Below are 15,364 nucleotides of genomic sequence, written 5' to 3'. Positions count from 1 at the left end.
TCGCTGTTCATGGATTAAACCTCGTTGCCGTTAACGAGGGTCTTGGTGATTTGGTAATCACGGGTAAAGGCGGTCAGGTTAGCGACCTTGCCAGCTTCGATGGTGCCTAAACGTTGTTCGACACCGATAGCGCGAGCCGGGTAGAGCGTCGCCATACGCAGCGCTTCGTCCAGTGCGATACCGACATGCTCTACGCTGTTTTGCACCGCTTCGATCATGGTCAGTGCGGAGCCGCTCAGAGTGCCGTTTTCGTCAACGCACAGGCCGTCACGATAATAAATGGTTTTACCCGCGAAAATAAACTGATCGATATCAGCGCCTGCTGGTGCAGTAGCATCGGTAACCAGCACCAATTTATCACCTTTTACCCGCTTGGCGTTACGGATACTCGCCCAGGCCACGTGGTGCCCATCAGCAATGATGCCGGTATACACTTCTGGCGTGTCGAAGATCGCGCCCATCAGGCCCGGTTCGCGGCCACTGATGTACGGCATGGCATTGTACAGATGAGTGGCGAAGGTAATGCCTGCGGCGAAACCAACGCGTGCCTGATCGTAAGTGGCGTTGGAGTGGCCAGCGGACACCACGATACCGGCGTCGCTCAGCTGTTTGATAAAGTGTGGTTCCACCATTTCTGGCGCCAGGGTCACTTTGCTGATCACGTCGGCATTGGCACACAGGTAGTCGATCATCTCGCTGGTAGGCTTGCGGATAAACGCCGGGTTGTGGGTGCCTTTCTTCTCCAGGCTCAGGTACGGCCCTTCCAGATGCAGGCCAAGTGCCTGATTGGGATGGTTCTTCAGATAAGCGCGCATCACGTTGATGCCGTGCTTCATATAATCGTCGCTGCAGGTGATCAGCGTTGGCAGATAGCTGGTACAGCCGGATTTCTCGTTGGCGCGCTGCATGATTTCCAGCGTGGTTTCCGAGATGGCTTCCAGTGAGTCGTTAAATTGCACGCCGCCGCAGCCGTTAAGCTGCACGTCGATAAAACCGGGGGCTAGGATGGCGCCACCCAGATCGCGCGTTTCGATACCTGCTGGCAGCTCGGCCAGTGGGCAGACTCGTTCAATCAGGCCATCAGCAATCACTACCGCATGGTCATCAAGCACGTCGTGGCCGGTAAAAATCCGGCATTGGGTTAAAGCGAACATGTAGCCCCCTGCAAAAAAATTAAAGACTATTAACGCTTTCCGCTTCCAACTCGCGGAAATACTTAACGGTTTTCACCTTCAGTTCCATGGTGGACGGTTCGTCACAAACCACCACGGCTTTGGCATGCAGCTGCAGGCAGCTGATGGTCCACAGATGGTTGATGCTGCCTTCCACTGCGGCTTCCAGCGCCTGTGCCTTGCCACGGCCGGTGACCAGGATCATCACTTCTTCCGCATCCAGTAGGGTACCTACGCCAACGGTCAGGGCATATTTTGGCACCTGGCTCACGTCACCGTCGAAGAAGCGGGAGTTGGCGATGCGGGTTTCTTCGGTCAGCGTTTTGATACGGGTGCGTGAAGCCAGGGAAGACGCTGGTTCGTTGAACGCAATGTGGCCATCGAAGCCTACGCCGCCCATGAACAGGTTAACTTTACCGTAGGATTTCATCTTGGCTTCGTACTGACGGCACTCTTCGTCAACGTCTGGTGCATTGCCGTTCAGCAGGTTGATATTTTCACGTGGGATATCAACGTGGTCGAAGAAGTTACGGTACATGAAGGTGTGGTAGCTTTCCGGGTGTTCCTGCGGCAGGCCAACATACTCGTCCATGTTGAAGGTCACGACGTGCTTGAAGCTGACTTCACCGGCTTTGTGCATCGCGATCAGGTGTTTGTAGGCTTCCAGCGGGGTGCCGCCGGTTGGCAGGCCAAGGACGAACGGGCGATCGGCGGTCGGTTTGAAGGCGTTGATACGCTGAACGATATGGCGTGCGGCCCATTTGCCGACTTGAGTAGTGTCTTGTAGTGGGATAAGTCTCATCGTACACCTCTAGGTAGAATAAACTGTGTCTATACTGGTACGGGCAACAACCGTAGCTTAAAGCGTAACTCAGCTTTGTGAAGCTGGTATGCGGGATTACTGCCCGTTGATTTTTTGAATGATAAAATAAGTTTTGTGCGATGGCTAGCAATGTGGCAGTTTAACACTACTTTTTGGTGACATTTGTCACAAAAAAGGAGGTTTTAATTTGCGATACGAAATAATTTTTTTACACTCCGCATGAGTGATACGTGCCAAGCGTTATTTCTAAAAAGGTAGTGAGTTATCTCAATAAACTGCCAATAGGGTCCGGCATCGGACGAATAGGGGGAAAAGGTGAACATTCTTAGTTATTTACAAAAGGTGGGTCGGGCCTTGATGGTTCCGGTAGCCACACTGCCTGCCGCAGCCATCCTGATGGGTGTCGGCTACTGGATTGACCCGGTCAGCTGGGGTGGGGACAATGCTCTGGCAGCCTTGTTCATCAAATCTGGTTCGGCCATTATCGATCATATGTCGGTCCTGTTCGCCATTGGTGTGGCTTACGGTATGTCCAAAGACAAAGACGGTGCTGCTGCGCTGACCGGTTTTGTCGGCTTCCTGGTAGTGACCACGCTGTGTTCACCTGCCGCCGTGTCAATGATTCAGAAGATCCCTCTCGATCAGGTTCCAGCCGCCTTTGGCAAAATTGAGAACCAGTTCGTGGGTATCCTGGTGGGTATCATTTCTGCCGAAGTCTACAACCGTTTCAGCGGTGTAGAACTGCCGAAAGCGCTGTCATTCTTCAGCGGCCGCCGTCTGGTGCCAATCCTGATCTCCTTCCTGATGATCCTGGTTGCCTTCATTCTGATGTACATCTGGCCGGTGGTGTTCAACGGTCTGGTCAGCTTCGGTGAGCAGATCCAAAAGCTCGGCTCAGCCGGTGCCGGTATCTACGCCTTCTTCAACCGTCTGTTGATTCCGGTCGGTCTGCACCATGCGCTGAACTCGGTATTCTGGTTTGACGTTGCCGGTATTAACGATATTCCTAACTTCCTGGGTGGCTCGCAGTCTATCGAAGCGGGTAAAGCTACTGTCGGTATCACCGGCCGTTACCAGGCAGGCTTCTTCCCAATCATGATGTTCGGTCTGCCTGGTGCAGCACTGGCCATCTACCACTGCGCGCGTCCTGAGAACAAAGCGAAAGTGTTGGGTATCATGATGGCGGGGGCGTTCGCTGCCTTCTTCACCGGGATCACCGAGCCGCTGGAATTCTCCTTCATGTTCGTTGCGCCTGTGCTGTATGTGATCCACGCCATTCTGACCGGTATCTCCGTGTTCATCGCGGCCAGCATGCAGTGGATTGCCGGTTTTGGCTTCAGTGCCGGTCTGGTGGATATGGCGTTGTCAACGCGTAACCCACTGGCGACTCACTGGTACATGCTGATCCCGCAAGGCCTGGTGTTCTTCGCTATTTACTACGTGGTGTTCCGCTTCACCATCAAAAAATTCAACCTGATGACCCCAGGCCGTGAACTGGCGGTTGCCGGTGACGAAACCGACGGTTATGACGTGGATACCGCTGCGGTTAAGAACGAAGATGAAACCACTACCCTGGCTCGTCGCTATGTGAGTGCCATCGGGGGTTCTGACAACCTGACCGGGATTGATGCCTGTATCACCCGTCTGCGTCTGAACGTCAAAGATTCTGCGTTGGTGAACGATGCTCTGGCTAAACGCCTGGGTGCTTCTGGCGTGATCCGTCTGAACAAGCAAAGCGTGCAGGTGATTGTCGGGACTCGTGCCGAACTGATTGCCAGTGCGATGACCAAAGTGATTGCAGCAGGCCCGGTAGCGGCAGCCTCTGCTCCAGCCGCCGCAGCCGCTGCGGCAGAAGTTAAACCGCAGGCCGTTCCTAACGTTGCTAAAACCGTGTTGGAAGCGCTGGTGGCGCCGGTAACCGGTGAAGTGGTGGCTCTGGATCAGGTGCCGGACGAAGCCTTCGCCAGCAAAGCGGTCGGTGACGGTGTGGCTATTCGCCCAACCGATAAAACCGTCGTGGCACCGGCTGATGGCACTGTGGTGAAGATCTTCAACACCAACCACGCTTTCTGCCTGGAAACAGACAAGGGCGCGGAGATCGTCGTGCACATGGGTATCGACACCGTGGCGCTGAACGGTCAGGGCTTCAAACGCCTGGTGGAAGAGGGTGCTGAGGTGAAAGCAGGCCAACCTATCCTGGAAATGGATCTGGCATACCTGAACGCCAACGCGCGCTCGATGATCAGCCCGGTAGTGGTCAGCAATGCTGACGACTATGCTGGCCTGACGGCGCTGGCAACCGGCAATGTGGTTGCTGGTCAAACCAAGTTGTTTGAGATCCAGAAATAAGTTGGGTTTAACCCTGGCTCTGCCCGGGCGTTAAACGGGCGGTAAGCAGTATCAGCGGGAAAAGAGCGATCTTTTCCCGCTTTTTTTGTTTTTGCACCACGGGAACTTGACGAATAACGGTTGTTTCTGGGCGCGGCTTATTGGAACATAGAAGGTTATATGTGTAGCGCTTTGCATTTGAGGAATAGTGACATGAGTGAGGCAGAAGCCCGCCCAACCAATTTTATCCGTCAGATCATTGATGAAGATCTGGCATCAGGGAAGCATACGTCGGTTCATACACGTTTCCCACCGGAGCCTAATGGCTATCTGCATATCGGCCATGCCAAGTCCATTTGCCTGAACTTTGGCATCGCCAAGGATTATCAGGGTCAATGTAACCTGCGCTTCGATGACACCAACCCGGTAAAAGAAGACATCGAATTTGTCGACTCCATCAAGCACGATGTGGAGTGGTTAGGCTTTACCTGGAGCGGCGACGTTCGTTATTCCTCGGACTATTTCGATCAACTGCACCAGTATGCGATTGAGCTGATCAACAAAGGCCTGGCCTATGTTGACGAGCTTTCTCCCGAGCAGATCCGTGAATACCGTGGCTCGCTGACGGCTCCGGGCAAAGACAGCCCGTACCGCACCCGCACGGTTGAAGACAACCTGGCGCTGTTTGAAAAGATGCGTAACGGCGAGTTTGCCGAGGGTACTGCTTGCCTGCGCGCCAAGATCGATATGGCCTCGCCGTTTATCGTGATGCGCGACCCGGTGATCTATCGCATCAAGTTTGCGGAACACCACCAGACCGGCAACAAATGGTGCATCTACCCGATGTACGATTTCACCCACTGCATTTCCGATGCGCTGGAAGGGATCACCCATTCCCTGTGTACTCTGGAGTTCCAGGATAACCGCCGTCTGTACGACTGGGTGCTGGATAACATCACCATCCCTTGCCATCCGCGTCAGTACGAGTTCTCACGCCTGAATCTCGAATACGCCATCATGTCCAAGCGTAAGCTGAGCCAACTGGTGACCGAGAAGATCGTTGAAGGCTGGGATGACCCACGTATGCCAACCGTGTCCGGCCTGCGTCGTCGTGGCTATACGGCCGCCTCCATTCGCGAGTTCTGCCAGCGTATCGGCGTCACCAAACAGGACAATAACGTCGAGATGATGGCGCTGGAGTCCTGTATTCGTGACGATCTGAATGAGCACGCACCGCGCGCCATGGCCGTGCTGGATCCGGTGAAGGTGATCATCGAGAACATGTCGCAAGACGTGGAAATGGTGACCATGCCTAACCACCCGAACCAGCCGGAAATGGGCAGCCGTGAAGTGCCTTTCAGCCGCGAAGTGTATATCGATCGTGCAGACTTCCGTGAAGAAGCCAACAAGCAGTACAAACGCCTGGTGCTGGGCAAAGAAGTGCGCCTGCGTAATGCGTATGTGATCAAGGCTGAACGCGTGGAGAAGGATGCAGAAGGTGAAATCACCACCATTTTCTGCACCTACGATCCTGAGACGCTGAGCAAAGATCCTGCCGATGGTCGCAAGGTGAAAGGCGTGATCCACTGGGTATCTGCGGCACACGCCTTACCGGCAGAAATTCGCCTGTACGATCGTCTGTTCAGCGTGGCTAACCCGGCGGCGGCAGAGGACTTCCTCGCCACCATCAACCCGGAATCGCTGATTGTCAAGCAAGGCTTTGTTGAGCCAAGCCTGGCAGCTGCCCAGCCGGAAAAAGCCTACCAGTTCGAGCGTGAAGGCTATTTCTGCGCCGACAGCCGCTATTCTACGGCCGATCGCCTGGTGTTTAACCGCACCGTAGGTCTGCGTGATACCTGGGCCAAGATTGGCGCTTAAGCTTAGCCAAGCCTAGAGCGTTTCCTTGCCTGTTTGTCTCTTGATCGGATCTTCTGGTCAAGAGACATCCCAGTTTTGCTTTGAATGCTACCCTCATGTCGTTCCCTCCCCCTTACTGTCCCTGATTTTGGCCATTAGGCCAGCGTTCCGTTAACTAAAACCATAAGTCCATAATAAAGCCGGGGTAATAAACCTGCCTGATTTATCTGGCCTGCATTTTATTTTGCTTAAATTTTGAGTCGCTTAACTTGGCTTATTCCTATTACTAAATATCGAAATAAGTGGGGGTTGCGACCACTTATACTTATATTTTGGCGCTCTGCGTATTAGCCATAAACTTATTGATCTGCGTTAGTTGATCGGCTATTCTTGCCCGAAATACAGGGTGGTAAATAATAATCAGCATGCTTTAATAAAGGCATATTTTATTGTGCCTTTATACTAAGCATGGTTTTTTCTATCAAGATAGATAATGCCAAGGCTGATTTATACTCACTATATAAGGATTATGTTGTGAAAAAGCTTACTGTTTCTCAAGCCAACTCAATCGTCGGCGGTACCTGTAAAACCTGTACGACCAAATATGTCGCCTCTGGTTTCAAGTGCAATATGGTAACAACCTGTACCGATAAAACCGGTAAAATCATCAGCCAGGATTCTAAACCTAGCGCTTTGGCCAATTGCGGTATTATTGAGAAGTAATACTGAATAATTTTATCCTGTTGCCCCGTCCTTACTACCCTTGAATAGAGGGTTATTGAGTCCGAGTTAAACTCAAGCCTGTGTCCAGTAAGGGCGGGTAAACATGGACCCTTATTCAGCGTTTATTTCAGTGCTGATACGATTTTTCGTGTCAGCCTGTTTCGCAACGATAAAGCTAATTGCAGGCCTTTTAGGACGAGTTTTTTATGTTCAGAACCCCTCTGTTTATTACCCTGTATACGTTAGTGGTTATTATTGTATCATCACTTATGACGACAGCCTATTTTCACTATTTTGTATTGAACACTAATGACGATCAACAAAGCCTGTTCGCTTTCGATAATAATAATGTTAACAATAGCCCGATCAAAGAAGGCAATACCCTTATCGAACTCTTCTCTTATGGCTGCCACTACTGCGCCCTGAATGAAGAAAATCTGGATAAGCTGGAGGCGCGTATGCCTGCCGGGAGCAAGTTGATCCGTTTGCATATCAATAACGAGCAGATGAATGGTTTGGCCAGTTTTTCCCCGTTGTTTGCGACGTTAACGATGATGGGCATTGAACCGCAGCACCGTCAGAGCGCCTATGACGCGATTATCCGGGACAAGGTCGATCTGAGTAACCCTAAAAATCGTGATATCTGGCTTCAGGAGCAAAATATCGATCTCGCGGAGTACGCCCGTGTTAGCCAGACCCCGCAGGTGAAAGACTTGCTGAGCTATATGACCGAGGTCTCCCGCTATTACAACATAGACGCAACGCCGAGCTTTATCGTCAACAGGAAATGGCTGGCACTGCAGGATCGTGAGTTCCCCGAGTTTGCTGACCACTTGTTGTCGTTGTTACAGCATGACAAACCGCTGGAGCCCTAATGCGTTTCTTTGCTGTATGGGCCTATCTGGCATGGCGAAATAGCCTGGCAACGCTGATGCGTAGTCTGGCGCCCCTGCGCAAAGCACAGAGAAGCGCCGCCTGTTGGCTATTGCAGCACGGTGATTATCGTTGGTTTCTTGTGCTGGCGGCGTGGGGCAGAAGGTTGCGGCTGGGAGACCGAGGCGAGCGTAGGCGTGCTTTTGTGGCCGCCGCCAATAAGCAGTGCTTGCTTGGCGATGGCCGTAAATTGGATTTTGCCGGGATGAGCTATCGTCGGCGGCTATTGGATCTGGCCGCTACCTATGGGCAAAGCCCACAGATACAGGATCAGATGGAGCGTTGTAAAGCCCAGTTGAATGCCGTGGTGGAGCCTTTGCATCAAGCCGGTTCGCCGGTGGTGCTAGCTCCATTGCATATGGTGTCCGATGTGTTGGCCGGGATGGTTGGGGGAGCGGCTTTCCCTGGTCAGGCAACGGTGATCGTTTCCAGCAGTGTGGAAATCTATCAGGAAAAAGTCCGCCAGCTAGGGAAGGTCAATCTTGCTTATTGTTCGATCCATGACGATAGCCGGGAAATTGCCGGCAACCTGATGGCGGCGATCATGGAGGCAGCGGATCATCAGCGGAACATCATGATCTTCCCTGATATCACCCCCGATTACACCGTCAATGCCAATACGGCAGCAACGGCAAAACTACCTTGTCGGCTTTTTGATCGCCCTGCCAATCTGCATAGCGGAGTGATACGCATTGCCCGGGCGTTATCGGCACAGGTGGTTTTTTATTACCTGTATTACGACCAGGAAATAAAAATCCATATTGAGCCGCCGGTGCAGGCTCGCAGCCTGAAAGCCAGGCTGCCGGAAATCATTGAAACGTCGATAGCCCGGCATCCTGAAGACTGGCTGTTATGGCACTCGCATTCGTTATTTTTTATCAATGAATAATCTGGAAATTGAAGAAGTCAGATCATGGAAAAGATAATCCCGACGCAGGTTTTTCAAGGTGAAACCAATGAGTGTGGGTTGGCCTGTATCGCCATGCTGGCGCAGACGCAGGGCATCGATGCCCCGCTGGAGAACCTGCGTGAACGCTATCCTGCGTCGCAGCATGGCACCTCGTTGACCACGTTATGTACCATTCTCTCTGAGCTGGCCATACCCGCTTACCCGGTGATTTTCGACCATGGGGAGCTGGCGGAGCTGCCGTTGCCTGCCATTTTACATTATGGTGCCAGCCACTATGTGCTGTTGGCGTACCGCCAAGGCAACTATGTTTGCGTGATGAACCCGGCGATAGGTCAGCAGCTGTTGCCCATCGATGCATTAAAACTGGAAATCAGCGGCTACGCGCTGGTGCTGGATAGTGAAAGACAAACCGACCCACAGGCTGATAAAAAGCGCAGTACGGGTTTCAAAGCCCTGGAGTGCATGAGCCTGAAAGAGACCGCCAGGATGCCGGGTATCTATCGGCTGATGGTGCTGGCCTTTCTGATTTCTTTAACCCTGTTCATCATGCCGACGATGGTGGGCAGCGCCATCAATCAGGTTTACTCCTCGGCGGGTGACGCCGACTTCCCGTATTTCTATTTCCTGCTGGCGTTTTTTGTTTCAACCCTGCTGGCCTTCGCCGTGCGTTGGGTTACGGAGCGGTTTATTAAACGCTTTGTGGTGGTCAACAGCGTTGCCGGATTCTCGCGGTTACTCGGTAATTCGCTCAACTTCTTTGCCAAACGCGCACCGGGCGACGTGTTCAGCCGCTTTTCCAACTGGCAGCTGGCGTCCGGCATCAAGATCGAGCTGGATAACGGCCTGCGTACCGATTGGATTATCGGCGCTATCGCGTTAGGCGTTATGTGTTACATGAGCCCGCTGCTGGCGATGGTCTCTGGCGTTGGCGTTACGCTAATGGGGTTGATCAGCATCTGGGCCATCTATCGCGATCGCTATTACACCCAGCAGTTGCAGGTAAAAACGGCGGAGCAAAGCGACTTTATTCTGGAAAGCATTCAGGGTTTTTCCACCATCAAATCCGCTGGGCTGGACAGCCAGCGCAAAAGCGTATTTGCCCGCTACGCGTTATCCCTGTTTACCTGCCAGCAACAGCAGAGGATCTATGAGCAGGTAAAAAGCAGCCTGTATCAGCTGATCGGTAGCCTGGAGATGGTGTTTTTCATGCTGCTGGCGTTGCCATTGTTGAAAAAGGGGGTCCTGACGCTGGGGGAGTTTTTTGCCTACAGTTTTGTGCGGGAGATTTTCACCTCGTATATCACCAAAATATTCTACGCCATTTTGCAAAAGAACCAGCTGCACGTCATTGATACCCGTGCGCGGGATCTGTTTCCTTCCAGTTCAGAGCATGAAGCGGCACCTAAAACGCTCCCGCAGTTCAGCTCTCGGTTGAGTTTTCGCCATATTGTCTTTGCCTACGATGCCCAGTTGCCGGTGCTGCATGATTTGTCGATATCGCTGCAACCCGGCCAACGGATTGCCATTGTCGGTGAGTCGGGGACGGGCAAAAGCACGCTGCTGAAAGTGATGACCGGCCTGATGGCCCCGCAGCAAGGTGAGGTGGTGGTCGATGGTCAGCCGGTAGATTATCGGCAGATACACAGCTTGTTCTTCCTGCAAAGTCAGGAAGATATTCTGTTCAATGCCTCGGTGCTAGAGAACATCACGTTGTTTGATGAGAACGTGGACGAGCATCAACACCAGCGGATTAAACGTTCCCTTGAGGGGCTGAATCTGCACTCGGTCGTTGAAAAACTGCCGGGTGGCCTCAACGCCCTGATCCGTGAAAGCCATGCCGGGTTGTCCCTGGGGCAGCGCCAACGCCTGTTATTGGCACGGGCAATGTACAGCAACTGCCCGGTGCTGGTGCTGGATGAGCCCACGGCCAACCTGGATGAAAATACGGCGCATCAGGTGATGACGACCTTGCTTGCCCATTGCCGTGAACATCAAAAAACGCTGATCACCGTGACACACAGCGAAAGCGTGCTGTCGATGTTTGATCGGGTTTATCGCATGGACAATGGGGGTATGGCGCAGGTTGATACCCTGTTCGCACCGCAACCTGACCTGACAGCGGCAGCATACTCATGAAGATTAAAATGACAGGGACGAAGTTGCTGATGGTGGTGCTGGCATTGGCCGCATTGAGCGGTGCGATTGCCTGGTATGCCATGACGCCAACATCAGATGGCACCCTCAATACTGCCGAAATTACCCGCGGTGATATTGAAAAAACGGTGCTGGCTACCGGGGTACTTAAACCGTTGCTGCAAGTCAGCGTCGGGGCGCAGGTCAACGGGCAACTGCAAAAGCTGTATGTGAAACAGGGGGATCGAGTCACTCGCGGGCAACTGTTGGCGGAGATTGATCCTACGTTGCAGCAGAATGCGCTGCGTAAATCAGAAGCGGCATTACAAAGCGCGCAGGCGCAGAAACAGGTCACTCAGACGATGCTCAAACAGTATCAGCAGGAACTGACCCGGCAGCGCAGAATGGATCGCGAAGGCTCCGGCATAAAAAGTGAGTTGCAGAAAGCCCAGGCCCAGCTCCAGACGCAGGTCGCCCAGCTAAAGGTGAATGATGCCCAAATCGTTCAGGCGCAGATGGAGCTGGAAACGGCCCGCGCCAACCTGGGCTTTACCCGCATTGTCGCGCCGATTGATGGTGAAGTGTTGGGGATTGTCACCAAAGAAGGGCAAACCATTGTCTCTTCTCAAACCGTACCCACCATTTTGGTACTGGCGGATGTCGATACCATGTCAGTGCATACCCGCATTTCTGAAACGGACATCCTCAAGGTTCGCGTTGGGCAGCCACTGTGGTTTTACGTGGTTGCCGATCCGAAAAAGCGCTATGAGAGTGTGATGGGTTCGATCCAGGAAGCGCCTGGCGAGGCCTTGCTGGACGACAGCCTTGCGACTTCCTCCAGCCAGCAAGCCTCTGCGGTGTATTACAACGGCGTATTTGTGATCGCCAACGCCCAGCGTTTGCTACGAACCTCAATGACTGCCCAGGTGTTTATCATCACCGAACAGGCCAGGAATATCCTGCGAGTGCCGGTTGCCGCCTTTGGCGCACAGCGGGATGCAGACCGCTATCAGGTGCAGGTGATGAATGGCAAGCAGCTTGAGCAACGCTGGGTCCGTATTGGGCTTAATGACCGGCAGTTTGCCGAAGTTAAAGAAGGGCTCAACGAGGGAGATCGCGTGGTGCTGAGTTCCTCGGTGACGGGAAGCGATCATCATGGCTAAACATAATGAGCCTTTGATCGCTCTGCGCGGCGTATCCCGCCATTTTGTGTCCGGATTGCAGACGGTGGCGGTGTTGAAATCTATCTCACTCACCATTCAGCGGGGGGAAATGGTGGCGATCATTGGCGCTTCCGGATCGGGGAAATCCACGCTGATGAATATCATCGGCTGCCTGGATAAGCCGACGCAGGGGGAGATGTCCATCAAGGGAATTCCCACCCCCCAGGCCAGTAGCGAACAGTTGGCTCAATTACGCAGCCAGTACATTGGATTTATTTTCCAGCGCTATCATCTGATGCCGTACCTCAGCGCCGCTGAAAACGTCTCCATCCCGGCTCTGTATACGGCGATGCCGACGGCTGAACGTCAGCAGCGGGCCGAGTATTTACTGGCCCGGCTTGGGTTGCAGCAGCGTATCCATTACAAACCGGCCCAGCTTTCCGGTGGGCAGCAACAGCGGGTCAGTATCGCCCGGGCACTGATGAACGGGGCGGAAATCATTCTGGCTGACGAACCGACGGGGGCGCTCGATCGTGCCAGCGGCCAGGAGTTAATGGGGATCCTGCACGCGCTGCACCAGGCAGGACACACTCTGATTATCGTGACCCATGATCGTGATATCGCCAATCAGGCACAGCGCATCATTGAAATCAGCGACGGCGAGATTATTTCCGATCAGGCCAATCATGCCGTCGCGCCGTTGGAGACCCCGCCAGCGCTGCCGGTTGCTGTGGCTACTGGCCGCACAAGGTTTTGGCAAAGCGTAAAAGAGGCCGTCAAGATGGCCTGGCGGGCCTTGTTGGGGCACCGCGCCCGGGCCTTTCTGTCGATGCTGGGTATCATCATCGGTATCTCTTCGGTGGTGTCATCCATGGCGGTCGGGGAAGGGGCTAGGCAAAGTATTCTGAATGAAATCAGCCAGCTGGGCACCAGTACGCTGGAGATCCGTCCGGGGCTGGGCTGGGATAATCTCCGCCCCGACTTTGCGCGGGCGCTCACGGTGTCCGATGTCGAACTGCTGGCGGAGCAACCTTATGTCGATAGCGTGTCGCCGTTGGTCAGCAATACGGTAAAAGCGGTACGTGGAGGCAAGCAGGCTATGGTGTCGATTTCCGGCATCAGCAACGCATATTTTCGCGTGCAGGGCCTGCATTTCCTCTCCGGCAACGGCTTTACCGGGCGTGATCTGGACGAGCGTGAACCGGTGGTGATCATCGATCCAGAACTGCGCGCCACGCTGTTTGAACCGGATGAGGAGCCCGAGGGGGAGATCATCCAGTTGGCGGGTACGCCATACCGGGTGATCGGTATTGCCGAGCGTAAGGGCGGCAAGTTCAGCGGCATGATGCTTGGCGCGTGGATGCCTTACACCGCGTTGCTGGAGCGTATGTCCGGCAATATGCCGATCGAATCGATAACCCTGCGGGTCAACGACGGCATTTCATTACGTGAGGTGCAAGGCCGGGTAGAAGCATTACTGGAGCAGGCTCATGGCCAGCGTGACTTTTTCACCCAGACCAATGATCAGATGACGCAGGCCATCCGCAAGGCGTCGGATTCCATGACGCTGCTAATTACCGCCATCGCCGGAATTTCCCTGCTGGTGGGGGGCGTTGGCGTGATGAATATCATGCTGGTATCCGTGACAGAACGAACCCATGAGATCGGCATCCGCCTGTCGGTTGGGGCGCGTCCTGCGGATATTATGCGCCAGTTCCTGATCGAAGCGATGGTGATCTGCTCGCTGGGTGGGCTGATTGGCATTATCGGTGCCGGGCTGGCCGGGGTGATTTTCTCCTGGGTCACGCAGGAGTTTTCCATGATCTTTACCTGGCCACCGATGGTGCTGGCCTGCGGATTCTCGGCGCTGATCGGCCTTGGGTTTGGCTTTTTCCCTGCGCGTAATGCAGCGCGCCTTCACCCTACGGAGGCGCTGGCACGCGAATGATGATGGGCAAACTTTCCTGGACACTGCTATTCCCCTTATTGCTGACGGGGTGTGGCTCATTAGTCAAAAGCGACTATCAGCAACCCATGCTTTCTGTGCCCTCCGAATGGCGGCAGCAGGAGAGCGGGGCGGGTTATTTACAGCACAGCCAACGCTGGTGGGACAGCTTTGACGATCCACAACTCTCGACACTGATTGGTCGGGTGCTGACCAGTAACAACGATCTGGCGATTGCCGGATTGCAGCTACAGCAGGCGCGGCTGGCGGCGGGGTTAACGGATACCAACCTGACACCGGACGTGGCGGTTAGCGGCGGCGCGAGCAATGAAAAAAACCTGCGCAGCAATACCACCCCGACGGAGTCTTACCGCACTTCGCTGGATCTGAGCTATGAACTGGATTTGTGGGGCAAGCTGGCGCGGGCCAGAGAGCAGGCTCAGTGGCAGGTTGAGGCCTCGGAGCAGGATCGGCAAAACACCGCGCTGATATTGATCGGTGATACCGCGCGCTATTACTGGCAGATCGCCAGCTTCAATCAGCAGATCACGCAACAGCAAACCGGGCTGGAAATCAGTAAGCAGACGCTCGACATGGTGCAGTCCCGCTACGCAGCAGGCGCGGCTGGGCAACTTGATGTATTGCAGGCGCAGCAATCGGTGATCGAGCGTGAAAACCGGCTGCGCCTGTTGCAACAACAGCGCGAGGAGGCCCGCAACGCGTTGGCCATCCTGTTCAACCGTTCGCCCACCGATCGTCAGGTAGAGCGATCTTCTCTGGACACCCACCAGGATGTACCGATAGCCAAGATGCTGCCGGTTGAGGTTATCGCCCGCCGCCCGGATGTGAAAGCGGCGGAAAGCCAGCTGCGCGCGGCGTTGGCAGGTTCGGATGTGGCCCGCCTTGGCTTTTATCCGACGCTTTCGCTGAGTGCCTCACTCGGGGCTGCCAGTCATGTTTTCCAGCAGTGGTTCAGTAACCCGGCCAGAACAGTGGGCGCTAATGCTGCCTTACCGTTTGTGGAATGGAACACCGTACAACTTACCATCGAAAAGTCGGATCTGGATGTCAGGCAGGCGGCGATTGTGTTTCGCAGCACGGTCTACAGCGCCTTGTCCGATGTGGATAACGCCATGACGCAGCGGCTTGGCTATCAGCAGCAAAGGAAAAACCAGCAGCAGAATCTGCAGCTAGGCCAGCAGCGTTTAGCGCTGGCGACTAGCCAATACCAGGCGGGAGCCGTTTCTTTCCAGACTCTGCTGGATGCAGAAGATGCCCTGCTGACCATTGAAAATAATCTGGTGGATCTGCAGTACGGCTACCTCAATGCCACCATGCAACTCTGGCTGGCACTGGGCGGTGGTGTGGCAAAATAAA

11 protein-coding genes are annotated in these 15,364 nt (G+C 54.1%); 9 read left to right on the top strand and 2 right to left on the bottom strand.

Annotated features, from left to right (window positions below; genetic code table 11):
* Positions 1-14: 14 nt before the first annotated feature.
* Positions 15-1,154 carry an N-acetylglucosamine-6-phosphate deacetylase gene (gene nagA / locus ACX9GU_RS19565; RefSeq protein ID WP_021805318.1) on the bottom strand — a complete coding sequence of 380 codons (1,140 nt, stop codon included), beginning with the start codon at positions 1,152-1,154 and terminating at the stop codon, positions 15-17.
* A 19-nt stretch (positions 1,155-1,173) separates the two neighbouring features.
* Positions 1,174-1,974, bottom strand: coding sequence for a glucosamine-6-phosphate deaminase (gene nagB / locus ACX9GU_RS19560; RefSeq protein ID WP_021805317.1), 801 nt, complete (start codon positions 1,972-1,974; stop codon positions 1,174-1,176).
* Between the two features lie 336 nt (positions 1,975-2,310).
* Between nagB and nagE the strand changes: the two genes are divergently transcribed.
* From nagE to ACX9GU_RS19515, 9 genes are all read left to right on the top strand, one after another.
* Entirely contained in the window at positions 2,311-4,344 is a 2,034-nt protein-coding gene (gene nagE, locus ACX9GU_RS19555; RefSeq protein ID WP_473192620.1) for an N-acetylglucosamine-specific PTS transporter subunit IIBC, read from the top strand.
* Positions 4,345-4,536: 192 nt separating this feature from the next.
* Positions 4,537-6,201, top strand: a complete 1,665-nt coding sequence (gene glnS, locus ACX9GU_RS19550; protein WP_473192619.1) for a glutamine--tRNA ligase — start codon at positions 4,537-4,539, stop codon at positions 6,199-6,201.
* 513 nt (positions 6,202-6,714) lie between these two features.
* A complete protein-coding gene (locus ACX9GU_RS19545) occupies positions 6,715-6,903 on the top strand; it encodes a DUF4762 family protein (protein WP_473192618.1) in 189 nt (62 codons plus the stop codon).
* A gap of 206 nt (positions 6,904-7,109) precedes the next feature.
* Positions 7,110-7,778, top strand: coding sequence for a thioredoxin domain-containing protein (locus ACX9GU_RS19540; protein ID WP_473192617.1), 669 nt, complete (start codon positions 7,110-7,112; stop codon positions 7,776-7,778).
* Positions 7,778-8,725, top strand: coding sequence for an ABC transporter (locus ACX9GU_RS19535; RefSeq protein WP_473192616.1), 948 nt, complete (start codon positions 7,778-7,780; stop codon positions 8,723-8,725). The genes ACX9GU_RS19540 and ACX9GU_RS19535 overlap by 1 nt, the downstream gene beginning before the upstream one ends.
* 24 nt (positions 8,726-8,749) lie before the next feature.
* Positions 8,750-10,882: a peptidase domain-containing ABC transporter gene (locus ACX9GU_RS19530; RefSeq protein WP_473192615.1), complete on the top strand. Its 2,133-nt coding sequence runs from the start codon at positions 8,750-8,752 to the stop codon at positions 10,880-10,882.
* An 8-nt stretch (positions 10,883-10,890) separates the two neighbouring features.
* Positions 10,891-12,042, top strand: coding sequence for an efflux RND transporter periplasmic adaptor subunit (locus ACX9GU_RS19525; protein WP_473192614.1), 1,152 nt, complete (start codon positions 10,891-10,893; stop codon positions 12,040-12,042).
* Positions 12,035-13,990, top strand: a complete 1,956-nt coding sequence (locus ACX9GU_RS19520) for an ABC transporter permease (RefSeq protein WP_473192613.1) — start codon at positions 12,035-12,037, stop codon at positions 13,988-13,990. The genes ACX9GU_RS19525 and ACX9GU_RS19520 overlap by 8 nt, the downstream gene beginning before the upstream one ends.
* On the top strand, positions 13,990-15,363 hold the full coding sequence (locus ACX9GU_RS19515; RefSeq protein ID WP_473195218.1) for an efflux transporter outer membrane subunit: 1,374 nt from the start codon (positions 13,990-13,992) through the stop codon (positions 15,361-15,363). The genes ACX9GU_RS19520 and ACX9GU_RS19515 overlap by 1 nt, the downstream gene beginning before the upstream one ends.
* The last annotated feature ends 1 nt before the right edge of the window (position 15,364 follow it).

The sequence above is a fragment of the Serratia sp. K1WW1 genome, from assembly GCF_055790865.1.
The sequence above is the reverse complement of the archived record's forward strand: the minus strand, read 5'-3'. Positions and strand labels throughout refer to the sequence as shown.